The organism is Allobosea sp. TBD101 (genome assembly GCF_059817965.1).
Window position 1 is genome coordinate 1699856 of sequence record NZ_CM187543.1, and the last position, 21069, is coordinate 1720924.

Annotated in this window: 22 protein-coding genes and 1 pseudogene; 7 read left to right on the forward strand and 16 right to left on the reverse strand. The window is 65.7% G+C overall.

Features of this window, described 5'->3' with window-relative positions; translation table 11 throughout:
• The first annotated feature begins 3 nt into the window (after nt 1–3).
• From AC6RIC_RS07990 to AC6RIC_RS08005, 4 genes are read left to right on the forward strand one after another with little or no spacing between them, the layout of a single operon-like run.
• On the forward strand, nt 4–975 hold the full coding sequence (locus AC6RIC_RS07990; RefSeq protein ID WP_499735755.1) for an ABC transporter ATP-binding protein: 972 nt from the start codon (nt 4–6) through the stop codon (nt 973–975).
• Complete coding sequence (locus tag AC6RIC_RS07995) at nt 972–1997, forward strand: ABC transporter ATP-binding protein (RefSeq protein ID WP_499735756.1); 1026 nt, start codon at nt 972–974, stop codon at nt 1995–1997. Before AC6RIC_RS07990 ends, AC6RIC_RS07995 begins: the two co-directional genes overlap by 4 nt.
• Nucleotides 1998–2011: 14 nt before the next feature.
• Nucleotides 2012–3619, forward strand: a complete 1608-nt coding sequence (locus AC6RIC_RS08000) for an ABC transporter substrate-binding protein (RefSeq protein WP_499735757.1) — start codon at nt 2012–2014, stop codon at nt 3617–3619.
• 11 nt (nt 3620–3630) lie between these two features.
• Entirely contained in the window at nt 3631–5547 is a 1917-nt protein-coding gene (locus tag AC6RIC_RS08005; RefSeq protein ID WP_499735758.1) for a CocE/NonD family hydrolase, read from the forward strand.
• 83 nt (nt 5548–5630) lie between these two features.
• On the opposite strand, the gene AC6RIC_RS08010 is transcribed toward AC6RIC_RS08005, so the two are convergent.
• Together AC6RIC_RS08010 and AC6RIC_RS08015 are read right to left on the reverse strand one after the other, a co-directional pair.
• Complete coding sequence (locus AC6RIC_RS08010) at nt 5631–6374, reverse strand: creatininase family protein (RefSeq protein ID WP_454655858.1); 744 nt, start codon at nt 6372–6374, stop codon at nt 5631–5633.
• A gap of 426 nt (nt 6375–6800) precedes the next feature.
• A complete protein-coding gene (locus AC6RIC_RS08015) occupies nt 6801–7016 on the reverse strand; it encodes a hypothetical protein (RefSeq protein ID WP_499735759.1) in 216 nt (71 codons plus the stop codon).
• An 88-nt stretch (nt 7017–7104) separates the two neighbouring features.
• Here AC6RIC_RS08015 and AC6RIC_RS08020 point away from each other — a divergent pair, with 88 nt between their 5' ends.
• Nucleotides 7105–7428: a hypothetical protein gene (locus tag AC6RIC_RS08020; RefSeq protein WP_499735760.1), complete on the forward strand. Its 324-nt coding sequence runs from the start codon at nt 7105–7107 to the stop codon at nt 7426–7428.
• A gap of 8 nt (nt 7429–7436) precedes the next feature.
• Nucleotides 7437–7691, forward strand: coding sequence for a DUF7696 family protein (locus AC6RIC_RS08025; RefSeq protein ID WP_499735761.1), 255 nt, complete (start codon nt 7437–7439; stop codon nt 7689–7691).
• 160 nt (nt 7692–7851) lie between these two features.
• Here the strand turns inward: AC6RIC_RS08025 and AC6RIC_RS08030 are convergent.
• Nucleotides 7852–8364 (reverse strand): annotated as a pseudogene (locus AC6RIC_RS08030) (ATP-dependent DNA ligase); the annotation flags it as partial.
• Between the two features lie 73 nt (nt 8365–8437).
• Between AC6RIC_RS08030 and AC6RIC_RS08035 the strand changes: the two are divergent.
• Nucleotides 8438–8662, forward strand: a complete 225-nt coding sequence (locus AC6RIC_RS08035) for a hypothetical protein (RefSeq protein ID WP_499735762.1) — start codon at nt 8438–8440, stop codon at nt 8660–8662.
• Nucleotides 8663–8776: 114 nt separating this feature from the next.
• On the opposite strand, the gene AC6RIC_RS08040 is transcribed toward AC6RIC_RS08035, so the two are convergent.
• The 13 genes from AC6RIC_RS08040 to AC6RIC_RS08100 form a co-directional block, all read right to left on the reverse strand.
• Nucleotides 8777–9133, reverse strand: a complete 357-nt coding sequence (locus AC6RIC_RS08040) for a hypothetical protein (protein WP_499735763.1) — start codon at nt 9131–9133, stop codon at nt 8777–8779.
• Nucleotides 9111–9548, reverse strand: coding sequence for a hypothetical protein (locus AC6RIC_RS08045; RefSeq protein WP_499735764.1), 438 nt, complete (start codon nt 9546–9548; stop codon nt 9111–9113). Before AC6RIC_RS08045 ends, AC6RIC_RS08040 begins: the two co-directional genes overlap by 23 nt.
• Before the next feature lie 120 nt (nt 9549–9668).
• Nucleotides 9669–9908 carry a hypothetical protein gene (locus AC6RIC_RS08050; protein ID WP_499735765.1) on the reverse strand — a complete coding sequence of 80 codons (240 nt, stop codon included), beginning with the start codon at nt 9906–9908 and terminating at the stop codon, nt 9669–9671.
• Complete coding sequence (locus AC6RIC_RS08055) at nt 9905–10756, reverse strand: glycoside hydrolase family 108 protein (protein WP_499735766.1); 852 nt, start codon at nt 10754–10756, stop codon at nt 9905–9907. The genes AC6RIC_RS08050 and AC6RIC_RS08055 overlap by 4 nt, the downstream gene beginning before the upstream one ends.
• A 136-nt stretch (nt 10757–10892) precedes the next feature.
• The gene (locus AC6RIC_RS08060; RefSeq protein WP_499735767.1) at nt 10893–11402 is read right to left on the reverse strand and encodes a hypothetical protein; all 510 of its coding nucleotides are present in this window, start codon (nt 11400–11402) and stop codon (nt 10893–10895) included.
• Between the two features lie 158 nt (nt 11403–11560).
• Nucleotides 11561–14131: a hypothetical protein gene (locus AC6RIC_RS08065; protein ID WP_499735768.1), complete on the reverse strand. Its 2571-nt coding sequence runs from the start codon at nt 14129–14131 to the stop codon at nt 11561–11563.
• An 8-nt stretch (nt 14132–14139) separates the two neighbouring features.
• Nucleotides 14140–14496: a hypothetical protein gene (locus AC6RIC_RS08070; protein WP_499735769.1), complete on the reverse strand. Its 357-nt coding sequence runs from the start codon at nt 14494–14496 to the stop codon at nt 14140–14142.
• Nucleotides 14497–14510: 14 nt separating this feature from the next.
• On the reverse strand, nt 14511–14966 hold the full coding sequence (locus AC6RIC_RS08075; protein WP_499735770.1) for a hypothetical protein: 456 nt from the start codon (nt 14964–14966) through the stop codon (nt 14511–14513).
• Nucleotides 14967–14975: 9 nt separating this feature from the next.
• Nucleotides 14976–15647: a hypothetical protein gene (locus AC6RIC_RS08080; RefSeq protein ID WP_499735771.1), complete on the reverse strand. Its 672-nt coding sequence runs from the start codon at nt 15645–15647 to the stop codon at nt 14976–14978.
• A complete protein-coding gene (locus tag AC6RIC_RS08085; protein ID WP_499735772.1) occupies nt 15647–16558 on the reverse strand; it encodes a hypothetical protein in 912 nt (303 codons plus the stop codon). The genes AC6RIC_RS08080 and AC6RIC_RS08085 overlap by 1 nt, the downstream gene beginning before the upstream one ends.
• Nucleotides 16555–20196, reverse strand: a complete 3642-nt coding sequence (locus AC6RIC_RS08090) for a TipJ family phage tail tip protein (protein WP_499735773.1) — start codon at nt 20194–20196, stop codon at nt 16555–16557. Before AC6RIC_RS08090 ends, AC6RIC_RS08085 begins: the two co-directional genes overlap by 4 nt.
• Entirely contained in the window at nt 20193–20594 is a 402-nt protein-coding gene (locus AC6RIC_RS08095; protein WP_499735774.1) for a C40 family peptidase, read from the reverse strand. The genes AC6RIC_RS08090 and AC6RIC_RS08095 overlap by 4 nt, the downstream gene beginning before the upstream one ends.
• Nucleotides 20594–21028 (reverse strand): DUF1833 family protein, encoded by a 435-nt coding sequence (locus AC6RIC_RS08100; RefSeq protein WP_499735775.1) that lies wholly within the window; start codon nt 21026–21028, stop codon nt 20594–20596. Before AC6RIC_RS08100 ends, AC6RIC_RS08095 begins: the two co-directional genes overlap by 1 nt.
• Between the last annotated feature and the right edge of the window lie 41 nt (nt 21029–21069).

The following is a 21069-nucleotide window of genomic DNA, read 5'->3' on the forward strand; positions in this document are numbered from 1 at the left end:
GCCATGACCCCGGTGCTCGTCGTCGAGAATCTCGAAACCCAGTTCGCCAGTTCGGCCGGCCTCGTCCGCGCCGTGGATGGCGTCTCCTTCAGCGTCGATCGTGGCGAAATCCTCGGACTTGTCGGCGAGTCCGGCTCGGGCAAGTCGATCACCGGCTTCTCGATCCTCGGGCTGATCGAGCCGCCCGGGCGGGTCGCGGGCGGGCGCATCCTGTTCCAGGGCGAGGATCTCGTCGGGCTCCCGACCGAGCGGCTCAGGCGCCTGCGCGGCAAGAAGATCGCGATGATCTTCCAGGACCCGATGATGACGCTCAACCCGGTGCTCTCGATCGAGACGCAGATGGTCGAGGCGGTGCTCGCCCATGACGCGGTCTCGCGGGAGGAGGCGCGCAAGCGCTCCCGCGATGCGCTCGGCCTCGTCGGCATTCCCTCGCCCGAGGAACGCCTGAAGGCCTATCCGCACCAGTTCTCGGGCGGCATGCGTCAGCGCGTCGCCATCGCGATCGCGCTGCTGCACAAGCCCGACCTGATCATCGCCGACGAGCCGACGACCGCGCTCGACGTCACCATCCAGGGCCAGATCCTGTTCGAGGTGCGCCGGCTGGCGAGCGAGTTCGGCATGGCGCTGATCTGGATCAGCCACGATCTCGGCGTCGTCGCCAGCCTCGCCGACCGGATCGCGGTGATGTATGCCGGCCGCATCGTCGAGACCGGCGTAACCGACGATGTGCTCGACCGGCCGGCCCATCCCTATACGCGCGGCCTGATGGAGGCGCTGCCGGCCAATGCGGCGCGCGGCGCAAGGCTGCACCCGATCCCAGGCCTCTCGCCTTCGCCATTGGCCCGGCCCGCCGGATGCGCCTTCCGGACACGCTGCTTCGCTGCGAGCGAAGTCTGCCAGCAGGAACCCAAGCCGCAGGGCGTGAGCCACAGCTTCCGCTGCCACCACCCGCTCTTGCCCGGAGTCGCAGCATGACCGGAGCCCTGATCGAAGGACGCGGCCTTGTCCGGCGCTTTTCGCGCGGCCTCGACGCGGCGGAGAAGCTCGCTCGTATCCTTGGCGCGAACATCTCCGAGGAAACCGTCCACGCCGTCGAGGGCGTCGACATCGCCATCCGGCAGGGCGAGGTTCTCGGTCTCGTCGGCGAATCCGGCTGCGGCAAGTCCACGCTCGGCCGCCTGCTGGCCGGGCTGCTGCCGCTGACCGAGGGTACCCTCCTCTGGCAGGGCAAGGACGTCGCCTCGCTCTCGCGCAGCGAGGCGCTGGAGATGCGGCTGGCCGTGCAGGTGATCTTCCAGGACCCGATGTCCTCGCTCAATCCGCGCAAGCGTGTCGTCGATCTGGTGGGCGAGGCGCCGCGGGTGCATGGCCTGGTCCGGGCCGGCGAGGTCGACGATTATGTGGCGGAGTTGCTCGAGAAGGTCGGCCTCGATCCCTCCTATCGCAAGCGCTATCCGCACCAGTTCTCCGGCGGCCAGCGCCAGCGCATCGGCATCGCCCGGGCGCTCGCGGTCAAGCCGCGGCTGATCGTCTGCGACGAGTCGGTCTCGGCCCTCGACGTTTCGATCCAGGCCCAGGTCATCAACCTGTTCATGGATCTGCGCGAGGAGCTCGGCCTGACCTATCTCTTCATCAGCCACGATCTCAGCGTGGTGAAGCATATCAGCGACCGGGTCGCGATCATGTATCTCGGCCGCGTGGTCGAGACCGCGCCGGCCGATGCCTTCTTCGCCGCGCCGAACCATCCCTATACCACCGCCCTGCTACGCGAATTGCCCTCGGTGAAGGAGCGCCGGCGCGCCTTCACCCCGATCCGCGGCGAAATTCCCTCGCCGCTGCATCCGCCCTCCGGCTGCGCCTTCCATCCGCGCTGCCCGCGCATCTTCACGCCCTGCGCCCAGGCGCGGCCGCCTCTCGAACCGATCGCTGAGGGACATCTCAGCGCCTGCCATCTCAATGCCGCCGCCGTATCGCTCACGGCCGGCGGCAGCGCCTGAAGAGGAGACACCGCATGACCTCCAAGCTTCGCACGACCGCCAAGCCCCGCCTCACCGCGCTCCTGCCCTTGCTGGCCAGCGCCGCCTGGCTCGGCATCGCAGGCCTCGCCAACGCCGCCGACCTCGTCATCGGCACGGCGAGCGAGCCCTCGGCGATGGACCCGCTGTTCTCCCGCACCGGGCCGAACCAGAACATCGCCATGCAGATATTCGACCGGCTGGTCGAGACCGACGCGCATCTGCGCATGCAGCCGAGCCTGGCCGAGAGCTGGGCGGTGGTCGACCCGACGACCTGGCGGATCAACCTGCGCAAGGATGCCCGCTTCCAGAGCGGCAAGCCGGTCACCGCCGATGATGTCGCCTTCTCGCTGGAGCGCGCCCGCAACGTTCCCAACAGCCCGGCGCCGTTCTCCAACAACGTCTCGGGCGTGATCTCGGCCAAGCCGGTCGACGCCACGACGCTGGAGGTGAAGACCGAGGCGCCGACGCCAGACCTGATGGAGCGGATCGGCTTCGTCTACATCCTCGAGCGCGCCTCCGCCGAGGGCAAGAGCCTGCAGGACTACAACAAGGGCGACGGGCTCGTCGGCTCCGGCCCCTACAAGTTCAAGGAATGGGTGCCGGGCGACCGCGTCATCCTGACACGCAACGAGGGCTACTGGGGGCCGAAGCCCGCCTTCGAGACCGTGACGATCCGCTTCATCGCCAATGACGCGGCCCGCGTCGCGGCGCTGCGCTCGGGCGCGGTCGACCTGATCGACGGCGTGCCGCCGGCCGACCTGCCGGTGCTGGAGAAGACGGCGGGGATCAAGGTGCATGCGATCCCCTCGGCCCGGCTGATCTATCTCGCCCTCGACACCGCGCGCGAGGAAAGCCCCTTCGTCACCGACAAGGATGGCAAGCCGCTGAAGCCCAATCCGCTGCGGGACCTGCGGGTGCGGCAGGCGCTGGCCAAGCTGATCAACGTGCCGGCGATCGTCGAGCGACTGCTCAACGGGGCGGGCGTGCCGGCCGGCCAGCTCGTGCCGGAAGGCGTCGCCGGTTTCGATCCCGCGCTCAAGCCGGTCGTCAATGACCTTGCCGGCGCCAAGGCCCTGCTGCAGCAGGCCGGGCTGAAGGACGGCTTCGGTATCACCATCCACTCCTCGAACGACCGTTTTGCCGGCGACAAGGACATCGCCCAGGCGATCGGCCAGATGTTTTCGCGCGGCGGCATCAAGGTGAACGGCGTGATGACGCAGCCCTATAACGTCTATGCCAGCGCCGCGAGCCGGCAGAGCTTCTCCGCCTTCATCTTCTCGCTGGGCACGACGACCCCGACCGCGGGGCCGGGCATGCGCAACCTGTTCATGACCGCGGATTCGAAGGCCGGCACCGGCGGCTTCAACCGGGCGCGCTATTCCAACCCGGCCTTCGACAAGGCGCTCGCCGAGGCGCTGACACAGTTCGACGAAAGCAAGCGGATCGCCGGCATCCAGGCCGCAGCCCGCACTGTCTTCGCCGACCTGCCGGTGATTCCGCTCTACTGGCAGAAGATCGCCTGGGCCTCGAAGGCCAACATCACCTTTGAGGCCAACATGGCCGAGGACACCACCGCGGCGCGGGCGGGGCTGGCGAAGTGAGCCCGCAATCGATGAAGGCCGTGAGCCCGGCCCCTGCCCCGGAAAGCGGCCATGACATCGTCACGCTGAAGGACGTCATGGTGACGATGCGCGACGGCGTTCGGCTGGCCACGGATGTCTATCTGCCGGCGCAAAATGGGCAGGCGCTTCCCGGTCCTTTCCCGGTCGTGATGGAGCGCACGCCCTATGGCAAGGCGGAGCGCTCGCGCTCCGAGATTGGCCGCGGCGAAGCCAAGCCGATGGCTCGCGCCGACGTCGCCGCGCATTTCGTCCACGCCGGCTACGCGGTGGTCTATCAGGATTGCCGCGGTCGCTATGGCTCGGAAGGCGAATTCGTCAAATACGTCTCCGATGCCGAGGACGGCTACGATACCTGCGCCTGGATCGTCGGGCAGCCCTGGTGCAATGGCCGGATCGGCACGATGGGCCTGTCCTATGCCGCCCATACCCAGGCGGCGCTGGCCTCGCTGACCCCCCCCGGTCTCGCCTGCATGATCCTCGATTCCGGCGGCTTCTCGAACGCCTTCTCGTGCGGCATTCGCCAAGGCGGCGCCTTTGAATTGAAGCAGGCGACCTGGGCCTATAACCGGGCGCAGGAAAGCCCGGACGCGCTCGCCGACCCCGTCGTCGCCGCCGGTCTCGCGGCGGAGGATCTGCATGCCTGGTTCCGCGTGATGCCGTGGAGCGAGGGGCGCTCGCCGGTGCGCTGGGTGCCGGAATACGAGACCTATCTGCTCGACCAATGGCGCGCCGGCACCTTCGGCCCGGAATGGAAACGGCCGGGCCTCTGGCTGGAGGGCTTCTACGACGCCGTGCCCGACATCCCGATCCTGCTGATGTCGAGCTGGTACGACGTCTATGTGAAGACGACCTTCGACAATTTCGCGGGGCTCGGTGCCTCCGGTCGGCGGCATCTCAACGTCATCATGGGGGCCGGCCTGCACGGCAACCGCCAGTCGACCTTCGCCGGCGACACGTCCTTCGGCGAGGCCGCGCCCTTCGACGGCAATGTCGGCACGAACTGGCTCGATTTCCGCAAGCGCTGGTTCGATCGCTGGCTCCGGGACGAGCCCAACGGATTGGAGGCCGACCCGACCTTACGCCTGTTTCTGATGGGCGGCGGCTCGGGCGAGAGGGATGCCGACGGGCGCCTCATCCAGGGCGGGCGCTGGATCGAGACCTCGCACTGGCCGCTGCCGGATACCGACCAGCAGGACTGGTACATTCACGGCAATGGCCGGCTCTCGCGCGACGCGCCGGCTCCCGACGCCGCGCCCCTGACCTATGATTTCGATCCGGCCGATCCCGTGCCGACCATCGGCGGCGCGCTGACCAGCGGCCAGCCGATCTTCGAGGGCGGCGGCTTCGACCAGCGCGAGGGGCCGCGCTTCTTCGGCTCGCGCGATGCTGGCATGCCGTTGATCGCCCGGCGCGACGTGCTCGCCTTCGAAAGCCTGCCGCTGGAGGAAGACATGGCGGTGATCGGGCCGATCACGGTCGAGCTCTGGGTCGCCTCCGATGCGCCGGACACGGATTTCACCGCCAAGCTGGTCGATATGCACCCGCCCTCAGTGGATTATCCCACCGGCTTCGCGCTCAACCTGACGGACGGCATTTTCCGCTGCCGCTATCGCAAGTCCTGGGAAAAGCCGGAGCCGATCGAGCGGGAGGTCCCGTTCCGGATCACTATCGAACCTTTCGCGACGGCGGCGCTGTTCAAGGCCGGGCACCGGATCAGGCTCGACATCTCCTCCTCGAACTTCCCGAAATTCGACGTGAACCCCAATACGTTCGACCCGGAAGGGCAGGGGCGCCGGCGGCAGATCGCCCGCAACACGGTGTTCTGCGACGGCGCGCGCGCCTCCCGCATCGTCATTCCGGTCGTGCCGGTGGCTTCGCTGTCGAATCTGGCAGGCGTTGCAGGCTGATCGAGAGCCGCCTGCCGGCTGCATCTGAACGGCCCGGCGCTTCCTCGCGCCGCCGGGCCGTGTGTTTGGCTATGGCTCGTGGCTCAGGCCATGAATGTACGATAGGCGTCGGCCATGTCCTCGACGGCAGCGGCAAACAGCCTTTCACCGTGCTGCGGTGTCGATAACGACGGATCGGAGCCGATCCGGCCATCGGGGTAGCGCCTGCGATAGTCAAAGCAGTCGAAGAACGAGGTGCTGGCGGGCGCGACCTTGGGCGACATCTGGGCCTGCTTGATCGCTTCCGGGTGGTAGAACTGTGCGAGCGAAACCTCGGCCGCCGTCGCATGCGAGCCGTTGACGCCGGGATAGAGCTCGTCCGCGATGGCGGTCGCGCGGGTTCCGCCCGACCACATCACCATTCGGCAGCGTATCGGGGAAGGCTTGCCGTTCGGCTGGAGTGACAGCGACGTGTAGACCTCGTCGAACGCAGCCGTGACGGTCGCGATATTGCCGCCGTGTCCGTTGATGAAAAAGAAGCGCTCAAATCCATTGCGGGCTAGGGAGCGTACGATGTCGCCCACCATGGCGATCATCGTCGATGGGCGCAGCGTCACGGAGCCCGCGAAGCCCAGATGATGCTGCGACATGCCATAGGCGAGCGTCGGAGCGACCATCGCGCCAATTTTGTCGCCCACGCCCTTGGCGATGAACTCGGCGTCGAGATGATCCGTTCCGATCAGGCCGTTGGGGCCGTGCTGTTCTGTGGAGCCAACGGGGACGATAATGCCGCGCGATGTCTGCAGGTATTCTTCGACTTCGTGCCAGGTAGCGAGAGCCAGTTGCATGACCCAGTTTCTCCAACGTCGCGGAATGACTCCGCCGATCCGGGTTCAAAACTAGGAAGCGGGAAAGTCGAGGGTCAACCGCCTGCGCGTACCTGACGGCTATGCATTGGCCGAGGCGGCGGTCGTCGCGCTGCATCCCGCTGCGGTGGAAGACGATCGCTGTGATCTCTACGCGCTGCCGCAGCGGATCGGAGCCATGCAAGCGATCATGGCAAGGAGGCGCGCCGTGGATTCCGCGCGCTCGTTTCAGACATGATCGTTTGAGTAAGAGGTCGGCTCTCGGCCAACCCGTCGCCGCCCATACCGGGGGAAATGGTAGCGGGAGAGGGACTCATACCCGCCCCCCGCATAGAACAAATCGGGTTCACCTATCGCACCGTTGCGAGCAGGGCAGGGCGGTGACGCCAGCTTGCCGTCAGCTTTCGGTCAATACGGGATCTTCGCCGCCTCTGCGCCAGCCGGGCAGCGGCTCACTCGAACGACGTGGCCGTCCTCCAAGATCTCGATCGCTTGGCCGGGCTGCAGCGGATACCTGATCAGCCTTCGATCGGCACGACCGCGCTGATGATGGCGCGATACGAGCAGCCGGACGCCGTCCGCGCGCTCTGTCACCACCTCAAAACGAAACCGACGCAACTGCATGGCTTGTTCTCCGCGAATGAGAACATTAAGAGAACATGAGCAGAGAGAGTCAATCCGGGTGATGCTCGCGGGAGCGGAGAGGAGAGCGATGTCAGACGATGGACCGACGCTTTTCCTTCGGCGCACCTATCCGGATAGCGATGCCTTTTGGCAGGTCATCGACGACGAGGGGGAACGGATCGCAGTCATTGTTGATGATGGCGCCAATGTGCCCGACCGGTGCGCGCCTTGGACGTGGGGGATCAGCGTATTCGGACTCCCTCAGACCGGAACCGATCGCGGCAGGGAGTGGACCCGCGAGGCCGCCATGGCGAAGGTCAAGGCCCAATGGCTCGACTACAAGGCGCGCTACACGCCTGAGGAGTACGAGCGCTGGAGACGATTTATGCGCAGACACGAGAATCGGGCATAGGGAACCGCATGCCGTTTCCGCCCGACAACCCGCCGCATGTCTTCTCCGTCCTCGCCGGCCGCGAGGTCTCGACCTGGTCGGATGAATGGAGGCATGAGTGCGAGGTGCGCTTCCTCGCCGGCATGACGCTGGCCGACCGCAATCGCACCTTTGACGGTGAGAAAGACGGCTTGAGGGGGATGCGGTCGATACGCGGCGATGCCGCCGTGGCGTTCCTGCGCGCCGAGGTCGATCGCTATGCCGCGTTGAAGGCCAGGCACTGAGCGGAACGATTTTGGTGCAGAGCCGGTTGGCCGGCCATGAGCCGAATGGCGATCAACAGTGAGGAAGAGCTGGCGGCCGCGCTTCGACGCGCCGAGGATCTTGTCGGCTGCCTGAACGGGACCGACGAAGAGCAGGAGCTCGCTCAGATCGAGGAGCGTCGAGGACATCGGCGAGAATCTCGCGCCGATCGCTTAAGGGCATCGCGCGAAGGTCGTGGCCGTTGAGGTAGAGCAGGTCGAAGGCGTAGAGCCGAGCCCCGGCGGCCGCCTGCTTTCCGCCTCGTCCGCCTAATGCCTTCTGCAGAGCGCCGAAATCGGAAGCGCCGCGCGCGTCGAGCACCACCGCTTCACCATCGAGAATGGCGCTGTCGAGGCCGAGCTCACTCGCATCATGCGCGATGGTTGGGAAGCGGGGCGTCCAATCGTGGCCGCCGCGGGTGAGGATTCGGACCTGCTTGCCGAAGATATGAACGGCCAGGCGATAGCCGTCCCATTTGACCTCATAGGCCCAGTCGTCGCCGATCGGCGGCTTGCTCTGGAGCTGAGCGAGGCAGGGCTCGACCCGGTCGGGCATCGGGTCGACGAAGAGATCGCGCTCAGGTCGCTTTCGTCGCGCCGGCCCCTTCAGGACATCGACGCCTAGCCCGGCCCGAAGAACCCGACGCGCACACATCTGACGCAACTCCACAACGCAACGAGTCGCGAACGGACTGGCGGGGGAATCGTTCCGAGTTCAAGATCGCGGGATGGTTCAGCGGATGAGGGAGGCTCAGTTGCCGAAGGACATATTCGACATCTTCGAGGTCGGGGCCTGGGAAGCGGGCCACCATGAGCCGACAGGTAAGATCGTGGTGGTGTTCCGATATAGCGACCGCGAGCCGATTGCCTTCGGCTGCGACCCGGACGTGGCCGAGGAATTGGGGAGAGGGTTGCTGGCCCTAGCGGCGGATGTTCGCCAGCGAAAGCATTGACCCCACACAAAAAGGCCCCGCCAGCCGGAGCTGACGGGGCCAAGTTCAGGGAGGAAACGCCCAAGGAGGGCCGCCCCTTACGAGGGCGATGCGATCGACGGCCGAGGCCGCGATTCAGTCGGGCGCGACGTCCTTGATCGTGTCGCGCAGCCGGTCCATTTCCATGGCGTGCCGATCGGTCATCTCGGCCAGCCGGGAATTCGTCTTCACCGTTTCGTCGTGCAGGTCATCCATCCGGACGGCGAGGCGCCGGCTCGTTTCCGCGATGATCGAAAGCTGCATCAGCATGGAATTGCCCATCACGACGAGCCCGAAGGGATCATGCCCTTGTGGCGCGATATGGGCGTCTTTCTTGTTATCCTTGGCACCCCGTAGCGTCATGACAATCGCGACCAGCGCGACCACGCCGCCGACGATGAGCTGCAGGATCGGATAGTTCTTGAGCGCTTCACTTCCTGCGAAATCCGCCATCTCTCACCGCGCGGTAGACGGAGATCAGCTCTCCGAGGGTTAGCATGCCGAGGAGCGGGACGAACAAGGACACTTTCCGCGCGATCAGGCTGTCGAGGAGCAGGGGCGTCATCATCGCCGACCAGGTCAGCGCGCCGACGACGGAGCCCGCATAACGCATCATTGGACCATAGAACGGCAGCTTGCCGTTGGCGAAGAGCGCCACTGCCCGCATGGTCCCGATCACGGCGAAGATGGCCGCCATGCCTTCCTCGCTGGCGCCGTTCTCAGCGAGGAGCCGCAGCGCGCCTCGGTCCAGCGAATCCCCCGGCAGGGCCAGGGTGAAGGCGAAGAGCAGCAACCCGCCCGCCATGATCCATTCGAACAGGCGGTTGGAGGAATAGGGGCCGGCGGGATGCCGGGCTCGCGCGATCATGCACCGGCCTTCCATCCGCAGGCGCCGACGCCCTTGGCATTATGGGCGTCAACCTGTGCCTGTGTCTCCGGCGTGTCCTTGGATGGTGCGCCTCGAATGGGCGAGAAGATCCGGCAGCCGTCAATCACGGTCGAACTGCATGACGCGAGAGCGATCACCGCGCAGCACGCGATCAGTTTCTTTGCGAGCCGCATCGGCTGCCTCCTGTTGCTTGCGTTCGATCTTGACGAGGGCACCGTCTTCGCCGGCCTGGCGCTGCTGGCACCCGTAGAGCCCGACGAGCAGGACCAGGGCGAGCACGGCCCAGACCTGCCACGGCCAGTTGCGAGCCGCGGCGGCGATGGCGATCAGCACCGTCATGCCGCCAGGCCTTCTGGCAGGTCGAGCGCATCGGCCCGTACCCGCGCCTTGTGGCTGGCATAGGCGCGATAGGCGAAGCCGCCGGCGGTCATCAGGACGCCGGTCACCACCAGGGCGGTGACGACGTAGCCGATGACGGTCGAGGCTCCGGCGAGCGGCTCCAGCTGCTGCCGCGCGGCCTCCAGCACGCCGCCGAGCGAGCCCGAAGAGATGCCGGCACCCGTCGCCGCATCCGCGCCGGCCTTGGCCGGCAGCGGCTTCGCCTGCTCGATCGTCGCCTTGGCATTGCCACCGACGAAGAAGGCCGGCTGCGGTGCGACGGAGCCGGTCGCCCAGGCCTGACCGATCTGCTTCACCTGCGCGACCCGCGCCGACCAGCCACCCTTGAACGTGGACCAGGTCGAAAGGGCCTTGAGGAAGGCGAGCCGCCGCTCAAGGATCTGAGCGATCAGGACGTCATGGTCATAATGGTTCTCGACAGCGGCGAGGGTCGCTTCCCCGATGACGCCGTCGATCATGTTCATGCCGAGCGCGCGCTGCAGCCATTTGACCGACTGGCTCGGCCCGGAATTCACCGCGCCGTCGAAGACGACATAATCGACGCCGGCCGGCAGCTTGTCGCCCTTCACGGCATCCCAATACTGCCTGCGGTAAATGTCCCGCAGCTCGGCGTCGGTGATCAGGCGCACCGATTGTGGCTGGAGATCCCGCCGCCGGCGGTAGGCGTCATAGACCCGCTGCGTAACGCCTTTCATGGTGGCGCCGCCGGGATCGGCCTTGTGATTCGACCAGCCGCCCTCATGGACGAGCACGCCGGTCAGGGAAGCGACGAAGTTCTGCGCGGTCATCAGCAGCTGCCTTTCCGGACGCACGCGACGCCCTTCCAAAGATCGCCCATGCCGTCGTCGCGACGCGCGCAGGCCGTGAGGAGCGCGAGCACAAGCGCCCCCGCTATGAGGGTTCGAAGCATCGAGGTCTCCGGAATCAAGCGATGAGGATCAGGACGCCCCAGAGCGCGCCGACAACGAGCTCGGCGCGCAGCCAGTCCAAAGCGGTGAGGGGGCGAAAGAGGACGTGATACGCAATCGTCGCGAGCGCCGCGAAGGCGGGCGCCGCGATCCAAAACTCCGGCCGACCCGTCAGCCCTGCAACGGCGACGACGCCGGGCAAGACGAAGAGCATGCGAGCGAAGACAGGCAGGATCGAGCCCGGCAGTAACAGCAGGGCGGCCTCGACGAGATCGGGGCCGCGATCGGGGCGTAAGCCGCCGACGCGCATCAGCACATGACCCCAGCCCCATACGGCCCAGAAGCCATAAGCGCCACCGAATGCCAGCGCGACGGGCCAGGGCTGCGCCAGCAGGGCCAGTGCCGCCATAACGGGCGTCACATACAGCAGCGCCCGGCCGGGGAGCCAAGATGGCTTCCATCGGGCATCCCCGCGCGCGCGGTTGAGCGCAGCGCTCAGCGAGAGCACCAAGAGACAAGTGAACATCACAGCTCCGGATATGAAAAAGCCCGCCGAGGCGGGCGGGTCAGTCCAGGGTTGGCGCCCGCTCGGCCATCTCCAGAAAGACGGCGAGACAGAGCAGCCACAGGATGGCCATGCTCAGCATCGACTTAGCTGCCTTGTAGATGGGTGGTGGGTTCAGATCAGGGCCATGGCGTCCCCGCTCCGACATCCGTGACGGCGGCCGGAGATATCGCGATGTATTTCGCGCCAGTCCCGCGATTGATCCCGCCTGCGTCGTTCCACTGTGCAGCGTTTCCGATAGCACAGACGCGAGACGGAGCACCGAACGGCCCACTGCCGTCAGACCCGATGTGATCGGCGGTAAAGAGCGTCCGAACAGCCGGGTCAGTGATGTCGGCGCGGACCTGGGTGTTCAGGACGAAGCCGCCCCACTGGCCACTGAAGTTGGACGCGCTAGATCCCGAGACGACGCCGCCGAAGCCCATCACGATACTTGCCGAGCGAGTGTATCCAACCGAGTTTGCGCCAACCCAAGACGTGATGGAGCCAGTTCGATCCGTGCTATCGAGGTAGACCTTTACGCCGTTCGCCGCGACGGCTTGCAACGTATCCCAGGCGACGTAGATATCGCGCTCAACGTTGTCGGAGACGCTAACACTGGAATTGATGATGCCAATCGTCGTCCCCGCGTTGTTGCGCAGGGTGACGCGCAGAAATCCAGTTGTGAGCACTTGGACGGTGATCGCCGCCGTGCCGGAAGCCGAACCATAGAGAACGACATTGGCAGCAGGCGCGGTCGCGACCCTGAGCTTCGGGATAAAGAGCGTGCCGGTAGCGCTGTCGACCGTATCCAGCGCTACGGCCGATGCTACCGTGAACCTGTCAGGATCGGTATGTGCGAAGGAGACGACCGGGAAGACAGCGCTCGATGCGGTCGCGACGCTCCAAGTGAACGTTTCGCCGCCGATAGTGAAATTGGCGTTGACGGCGGTCGACCCGCTCGCGCTGCTGGTCACTTCAAGCTGTAGATATCGGCCGTCCGCTATGGTGCCTGCGGTCGATGTCCAAGCCGTCGCATTCGTCCCGTTCTTGTCGTCAGCCGTGCGATACCTGACGCCGGCAGGGACCGAAATCGCGCGGTTTTCAAAGCAGTGAACGAAACTCCACTCCGACGTGTAGACCGTCGAAACAGTGGCCCCGGTCACGGGCGCAAACGCAGCGAAGCTAGGCAAGCTCGGCCACGGGCGGTTAGCCGGCACGCCCCAACGGTCCAGCAGAGTGGCGGCAGTATCAGCCGGGCGCACAGCTCCAAGCGCGGCAAAGGCCACCTTCGGGCGCAGGGCCGCGACGATCTCGTCCTCGGTATCAGCGGCATCCCATACCGCATCATTGGCATCGAACCATGTGCTGTAGGACGCGGTATTATTACCCCGCCCCGTGATGACGTTGCCGAGCGCGCCCGCTGCGCCGCCGACTGCGATCAAAGCCTCAGCGAAGTTGCCATCAATGAACTGGTGATCCGGGTAAGTGGTATCGCCGTTGATGTCGATCGTTGAAAGGGCGGTTCCGTTCTCTGCGGTAACGCCGGAGACGGAGTTCGTGACGAGTTCGTTTTGGATCGGCGCGTTGTTGCGAGGGTTGGTTAGGAGGGTGTTGCGGAAGATGTATGCCCACGCCGCTCCCGTGTTGGCTTCGCGGAACTGGATACCCTTCGATGTGATGCGCGACGACAGCAAGTTGTCGATGAGGCGCGGCGCGAGGAACGGGTATCCGCCATTGATGTCCGACATAAAGACGCGCTGCGGCTGGCCGCGCGCCCCAGGCCGCTGGAGGGCGATATTGCCAGCCAGAAGGAGGCCCGCAATCGGAAAGTTATAGCCAGGCTGCGCCGCGAAAATCTGGACCATATCGCCGTGCGGGTTGGCGTTGTCCTGCGGCTGGCAGAACATGTCGGCGAAGACATTGCCGGAAATGTCGACAGGACCGTTTGCCGAGGTCGCGGCAGCGGTGTAGCCGAACGAGATGAAGTCGCCATAGGGGCGGAGGAGCTTGTTCTTACGGATCGTGATCGAGCCGCCGTTGCCGATATGGTTGAACTTGATCAGCCCCCACATGTCGGCGAACGTGCTGTTCTGGATCGTGATCGAGCCGGTGATCGTCGAGCCGGCCCCCTTCACGGAGCCGAAGCCGTACCACGCCTGGAACAGGTTGTTCTGCGCCGAGAAGCTACCCGACGATCCAAACTGAGAGTATGTCGCGCTATCGGACGTAGGATCGAAGGCGATGAAGCCGCGCGTCCAGTCTCCACCGCGCACGTCGCAACCGTCGACCAAGAGGCCGTTGACGTTGCCGTTCGCAGCGATCAGTGGAGGCGGCTGGCTTCCCCAGGCGGGCGGGGCAGTATTCGGTTGCACCCGCAGCTTGAGCAGGGAGACATTCTGGGCCGCATTCACATAGATCGAGCGCAGGACGTGTCCCGCGACGGATGCCCCTCGAACGATGAGCCCGGCCTTCGTGACGGTGAGGTCCGAGAAAGCCCCCCCATCTGCCAATTCGATGATCTTCCCGGACGTCGCCGCCGAATGCGCTGCGGTGAACTCTGAATCATTGCTGACGACGTAGTCCGCAGGCACAGGGCCGGACCCACCACCCGTACCAAGGGCGCGAGACCCAAATGGGCCGCCCTTCGTCGTGAGCCCGGCACCGGATAAGGCCCCGCCACGGCCGCGGCGGCGATGAAACACACCCATGACCGCTCCTACTCGTAGAACTCGATCGAGCCCTTGCAGGCTGCAGCCGCGCGAAGGATCAGATGGGTCGGTGTCGTCGTCCCATCCGGCAGTTTCGGCGGGATGCGCCGCGCGGCCGGGTTGAGCACAGAGCCGGAGCCATCGGTCGTTGTCGCCGCCGGCAAGGTGAAGTCGGTTGCAAGAACGCCGATCTTCATCCGGAAATCGCCGTCGAAGCTGAACACGGCAAACCGTTTGCCGGCCGGAATAGCAACACGGCGGGTTGCGTCGGCGGCGAGCACGACGTCCTCGACATAGTCCGCGATCGGCGGAGCGAACGCCGCTCGGTTCGAGCCATCGGGCCAATTCTCGACAAAAAGGGTCATGGGAGGTGCTCCGGTTAGAGGCTCTTGGCGAAGAGGTAGAAGCCGCGGATCTCCTCCGGGCTCATGAGGTGGCTGCCGATCAGCGCGTTGAGCGGATGACTGCTGTCGAACTCGGCCGCGCCGGCAACGACGATCTCCGCGTCAGCGCGCTCCTCATCGGGAAGCTGGTCGATGATCGTCTGCAGCTGCTGCGGGATGGCGCCCTTGACAGCTGCCACCGCCTCGGCCTGAGAGATCAGGTCGCGTTTCCACAGCCCCCGGAAGAACTGCAGGCGCGAGACGACGATCGGCTGTTCAGGCAGGATGTCGGCGACATGCTCGATCGTGAAGCCGAGCGCGGCGATCGCCTCGTCATCCATCTCGACGAAGTAGCCAGGCGGATAGGTGATGCCCGCGAAAGTGAACTGCTCGACATCGCGGACGCGCAGCACTTCGACCCCGCCGACCGAGCGGGTGATAAAACGAGCCATGTTAGCCCCTCACGAAATGTAGATGTAAGCCCAGCCGCCGGCACCGTTGCCGGCGTAGCCGAAGAAGTTGGAAGCGCCATTCGGGCCGCCGGCGCCACCAAACCCGACGACCAGCGTCGAAGTTTGGCCGACCAGCTTTGCCCCGAAATTGCCGTCGAGGACGGTCCGAATAACGCGACCGCCATAGCCCCCGGAGCCGCCGGTGACGAACTGCGGCGAGCCGCCAACTCCGCCTGCCCCTCCGCCGGCGACGATGTTGGAGTCTCCGTTGTCAGCGCCGCCGTGGTAGCCCTGCGTGCCGCCACCGCCGTTGTTGGCCCCGCCGCCACCCCCGCCATAGGCGTAGATGCCGAATCCGTTCAGGTCGATATACGTCCAGCCGCCGGCATTGCCGTCGCCCGCCGTGAACGGATGCCCCTGATTGTCGACGGTATAGGCACCTCCGCCGCCGCCGCCAGGCGCGTACAGATCGAAGACGATCTGATTGAACTCGGGCCAGGTGAAGGTGTAGGTGCCCGGACCGAACGAGAGGTTCTGGGCGACCACGTTCTTGGTTGGGCGGACCCCAGCCGTGCCGGGCAGCACCAGCCGCGGCGGGCGGATCAGGCGGCGAGGTCGCCAGAGCGGGGCCTGCGCGGGGCGAAGGATCGCCGGCGCCGCTATGCGGGCGAGACGGGTCATCAGGCGACGTTCCGCGAGGCCATGATATGCACGGTCCCGTCATCGTCGACGAAATAGTCGAGATAGGTCTTTCCCAGCACGCTCGGCGCCTGGCCGTTGGTGAACCTGTAGCCCGCAGCGAAGCTCAGTCCGTAGCCGTTGGCCGTGATCTTGATCCTACCGGTCTGGCCGACCTTCAGGTTGGTCGGGAAACCGAGGGTCCTGGTCGCCCCCAGCGAGACCTTGAAGTTGAACCCCGTGGCCAGATCGACGGCGATCGTCGCAGCATCGGTCAAGGCGACGAAGGCGGCGGCATCGAAGGCGATCTTCGAAGTGACGAGCTTATCAGCCTTGGCGCGGTACTCAGCAACGTTGGCATCGCGGTTGACCGGCGTCGACCCGTTCGCGCGCTGGTAAGCGATGCAGTGCCAAACGTCATCCGAGATCGTGGCGAAGATCGCGCGATCGGCCGCTGCAGCCGCAAGGTTGGCTGCGCCCGGTAGGAAAAGGCCTGCGCCATGGGTGAGGGTGAGCGCATCGGCGAAGCGCACCAGGCGCATGGTGCCGGCGGTGGCTGCGCCGAAGCTGACGATCGCGGTCGTGCCGGTGATGCGGACCAGGTTCGACTTGGCCTGTGCGAGATTGACCGTGGCTGCCGAGGCTACGTCGACTTCCGCCCCGAGCCCGACGATCGGCGCGTTGCCGGTCGGATCGACCTGCATGAGCACGATGTCTTCGCCGCCGTCGTATAGCTTGATCTTCCATGGCTCGGCCGCCGTATCGAGCCAGATCATTCCTTCGACCACGTATGGCGGGCGGGCACTACCGGAATGCGAACTGTGTTCGGCACCGCGCCATTGATTGAGCAAATCGGCAAGCGCCGAGCCCGACTTCGTCGCCGGATCGATCGTGCCGAAATCGTATTGGCTCATGCCTCGACCCTTCCATAGCCCTTAGCGACGAAGTCGACCGTTCGCGCCACGGCTGCCCCTCCCGAATTGAAGAAGCGCAGCGTGAAGCCGGTTTCGTCTTTGTCTGTGACCTGCTCGCGGTCGCCGGACGCCCGGTCCTGCACCGCGAGCGCAACGCCGCGCAGCTCTTTGAACGGCGGCACGAACTCGACCCGATAGCCCCCGGTCCCGACGAGAATGTCGTTACCCGCCTCGACCCGGTCCGGCATGTCGATCTCGACCGAGAGACCCCGAACCACTGGCGTGACCGATCCGGTCGCCGTGCCGGTCAGGATTGCTCGGAACTCGAAGGCGCGGGCCGTCAGGTCGGTGATGGATAGCGGCTGCCAGCTCGACCAGGCGCCAGCGGCCGGATCATCGTTGGTCGCGCGATACTCGACCCGCACATTCCACGCCGAAGGATCGGCGGAGGCGAGGGCCTCGACCTCGGCAAGCGTCGCCCAGGACGCCATGACATCGGACAGCGAAGCGCCGAAGGCATCGACGGTCGGCGTCAGCCTCGATGTGAAGACGGCGCCGAGATCGAGCGAGCCGGCGAAGGTGTAGGTTCCCGACGTTTCCATGACGCCGCCCGGCGCCGCCAGCTGCAGGAAGCTGCCGACCTTTTCGACATCGACCTTGCCACCGGCAAAGGCGGGCGCCTCGTCGATGGTCTCGACGACATTGACGTTGGCGAGCTGCGCGATCGTCGAGGTGATGATCGCGGCGTTCTGCGATGCCTGATCCTGCCGGGTGACGGCCTTGATCAAGTAGGTGCCGATCCGGTTCGGGATCTGCACCTGCGTGCCCGTCACGGCCGGGACGATCGTTCCCGCGCTGCCCCAGGTCACGCCGTCGAGGAGTGGCGAATAGCGGACCTCGAAATGGTCGAGATTGAGCAGGCTGATCGCGTCCCATTGCAGGGTCGCGACATCGGCGAGCGACGATATCCGGAAGCCCGTCACATCAGGCGGCAGCGCATTGAGCCCTTGGAATGCGATGAAGAGCTGCTGCTGCCAGTCGGAGTTCGTGCCATCGCCGAAGAGCGAGCGGACACGGAAGCTATAGGTTCCCGGCGGGAGCTCACCGGTGTCGATCGCTGTCTGCGGCACGGCGACCGCGCCGACAGGCCGCCAACCGGCGCCGCTGACGCTATCGTCGCGGATCTGCACCTCGTAGGACACGGCGAAGCCGCTGCGCTGCACCCGCCAACTGATGCGGGCGCCGGCGCGCACGTCCCCGCCCGACATGAACATCCGCTCGGTAACGACGAGATCAGATGGCGCCAGCAGCAGCGGATTGACCGGTGCGCTGATCATGCTGTCGAAGGCAGGGATTGCCCCGGTATCCGCCTGGCTGATCGCCGGCGCGTCGTCGACCAAGGTCAGCGTCGCCGACATGTCGGCGCCGGGCTCGATCCGCAGCACCCGCAGCACCACGCTTTCGCGGCCAAGCTCGCCGAAACCGAGCATGAGATCGCCGACCGCCGGCATCGGGGCATCTGCCGAGAGCAGGATCGCCTGATGCTCGCCGGGGACCAGCGCGACATTGTGCAGGGCGCTCGTGCCGTCCTCGAGGCGGAAGCGCGCGACATAGTTCTTGCCGGCTTCCATCACGACCCACTCGTCGAGCGTGACCTCGAAACCGCTGACGCCCGTCACGCGCGCACTGATCTGACCCCAAAGCGGAATGTCGTGAGTGACGCGGACGCGGTCGCCGCGCGTGCAGACCAGGTTCTCGAAATCGACCGTCAGGCTGTAGGTCTCAGGCCGGAGCCGAACCTGCGCGATATGGAACCGGCCGTGCTTCCAGATCAGATCAGGGTTGGTGACGCCCGGAAACTCGATGGCTTCGAACAGCGTCGCATTGGCCTTGCTGTAGCCGTCGTCATAGACGATCCGCTCGTCCTGCTCGAAATTCTTGGTCTCGTTCAGGAACTTGACGCGGAAGCCATGCGGCATGCGCAGGTAGCGCCGGCTCCCGCTGAAATCGCGGGAGTTGCGCGGCGAGAAGTGCTGCACGATCGGCAGGTCGTCCCGATCCCAGATCACCGACCATTTGCCATCGGTGAAGACGCGCACGGCTCGGCCGGCCGCGCAGATCTCGTCGAGCACGGAGACGACCGAAGCGGCCTGCTCCAGCACCTTGTTATAGGCGAAGCCCTTGGCCTTGCAGAACATGGCCCAGCCTTGCAGCGCGACGAGATCGATGCGGCTGTCGGAAACCGGTCGTGCATTCGGCGCGCTCTGCAGCACATGGCGGAAGAGATCGGCCGGGTTGTTGGATAGCGTATTGGCGACCCAGGCGGCGCCATTCCAGCTCTTCACATAGCTGCGCACCAGGCCGTTCAGCGTGTCGACGACACCGTTGAGCTGCGACGAGGCCAGGATGCGGATGGCCGTCACCGCGATCGGCTTGGCGAAGCGCAGCGGGTACTCGTTCCGGCTCGACCGCATGGCCGTCAACATCAGCGTCTCGACAGCCGAGGAGTTGATGTTCTGGCCCTTCGGCGACGTCCGCTCGGCCATCATCTCATATTGGCCGCGCGTGACCGGCAACCTGAAACCGCGGCGGAAAGCATCCTTGCGGCTCTCATAGGCCTGCGTGTCGAGTACCGGTATCCACGTCCCGGAGCCGACCGGGCGGAAGGAAAAGCGGTAGCTCACAGCCATGGGAAGCTGCGCGCCATTCTTCGAATAGGTGGCATAGAGACCGCCGGGGAAAGTCACGTCCCAGCCGAGCTCGTCGACGTCGGCGGCGCTCGTCCGGATGATCGGCTCGCCATATTCCAGCTCGACGTTGAACGATTCTTCGAAGGTCTCCTGCGGCATCAGCGAAATGCCGGCGTCGCCGGGATAGCCGAGGCGGGTCTCGATCTCGACGCCGTTGTAGGAGTAGATCGGAGTCGTGCCGATCCGCAGATCCGAGATATCGACCGGGCCATAGCCCCAGACGAAGAGCATCCGCAGATACTGATCGTCGCCGATGATCTCGGTATAAGGCTTGGCCGCATAGAGCGGCTGCATGCGATGGAAGCCGAGCGTGGCAGGCACCGTGCCATAGGGGGCCGCGCCGTTCCGACCGCCGCCGATGGAATACCTTTGCTCCGGTTCGACCTCTCGCTTCGGCTTCGATGGCGGAAACAACGCCTGCACGAGGAGCGCGCCGCCGATCGAGATCGCGGCGCCCAGCAGAGAGGCTCCCAACGTTCCCGCGGCGAAAGCAGCTCCCACGCCGGCGCCGAAAATCCCGCCGATGACCGGAGCCGCCCAGCCCGCCGTCACGACGAGGGCGAGAACCGCGACGGCAATCATCAGGATCTGACCGATGCCGCCCTTGCCGCCCTGCGGCACGGCGACGAGCGTTACGGTGCGACCAGCCTTAGGCCGAACCCGCGCCCGCAGCTCTGTCGCGATAAGGTCGCCGTCGATATAGGCCATCAGCCGGTGCGGCAGGCGGTGCACTGGCAGCGCCGCGATCATCTCGGCGATCGAGAGACCGGCCGGCATCCGCATCTCGACACGGGTCGCGCGAAACGGGTGCAGCGACGCGACGACGCGCACGCTGTCGGCTTCGCCGAGCACCTCGCCTTGAAGCGGCGCCGGAACGAGAGCGTTCACGCGCAAGCCTCGTGGCGGAAGAAGCCGGCGATCCGGCGACGCAGCTTGCCGGTCGTGTAAGGCTCGATCACCGAATCTCCCTCGGGAACCATGTGCAAGACGAGGCCGGCTGCGGCGACCATGCCGACGTGACAGGCAGACCCGCCCTCAAGCATCACCACGCCGTCGAGCGGGCGCAGCGCTTCGGCAGGGATCTCGCGCCAAGGCGAACGGTGCCCCGCGATGAGAGCCGCGACCGCGTCGCGATCCGCTGCCGTCACATAGGCCTCGCTGAAGTCAGGCAGCTCGATCGCGAGGCGGTGGCGATAGACCAGTTGCAGCAGACCCCAGCAGTCATAGCCCTCCGGCCCGCGGCCCTTGTCAGCCCACGGCAACCCGACGAAATCGGAAAGGTCCATCAGAACAGGCCCGGAAAGCTCGCGGGATCGAAGGTGCCAGACGGATACGGCTCGGTCGCGAGCGCATCGATCGCCAAACTGATCGTGATCGCGACGTCGTCGTAATCCGCATTGACCAGGTCGAAGGGCGGGAACTCGATCTCGACGTCATCCGGCGACGAGGCGAGAACGATCTCCATGCCGACTTCCGCCGGCGTCGTCGTCGACCGCAGCAGGTCAACGAGTTCCCGGTCGACATTGTCGATCGAGAGCTTGGCGACCGGCGCCGAATCTTCCTTGTCGTCGGGCAGAATCGTCGTGAACGGCAACGCCACGTAGCGCAGGCCGCGGCTATACATCCCATACAGCAGCGGCTCCTGCTGAATGCGGTAGCCACTGCTGCAGAGGCGGGCCGGGCCGTCCTCCAGTTCCGGATGCGTGATCGTCAGCAGCACGACCGGAAGCTCGTCGGTCTCCTGCGAATTCACCGCGCGCA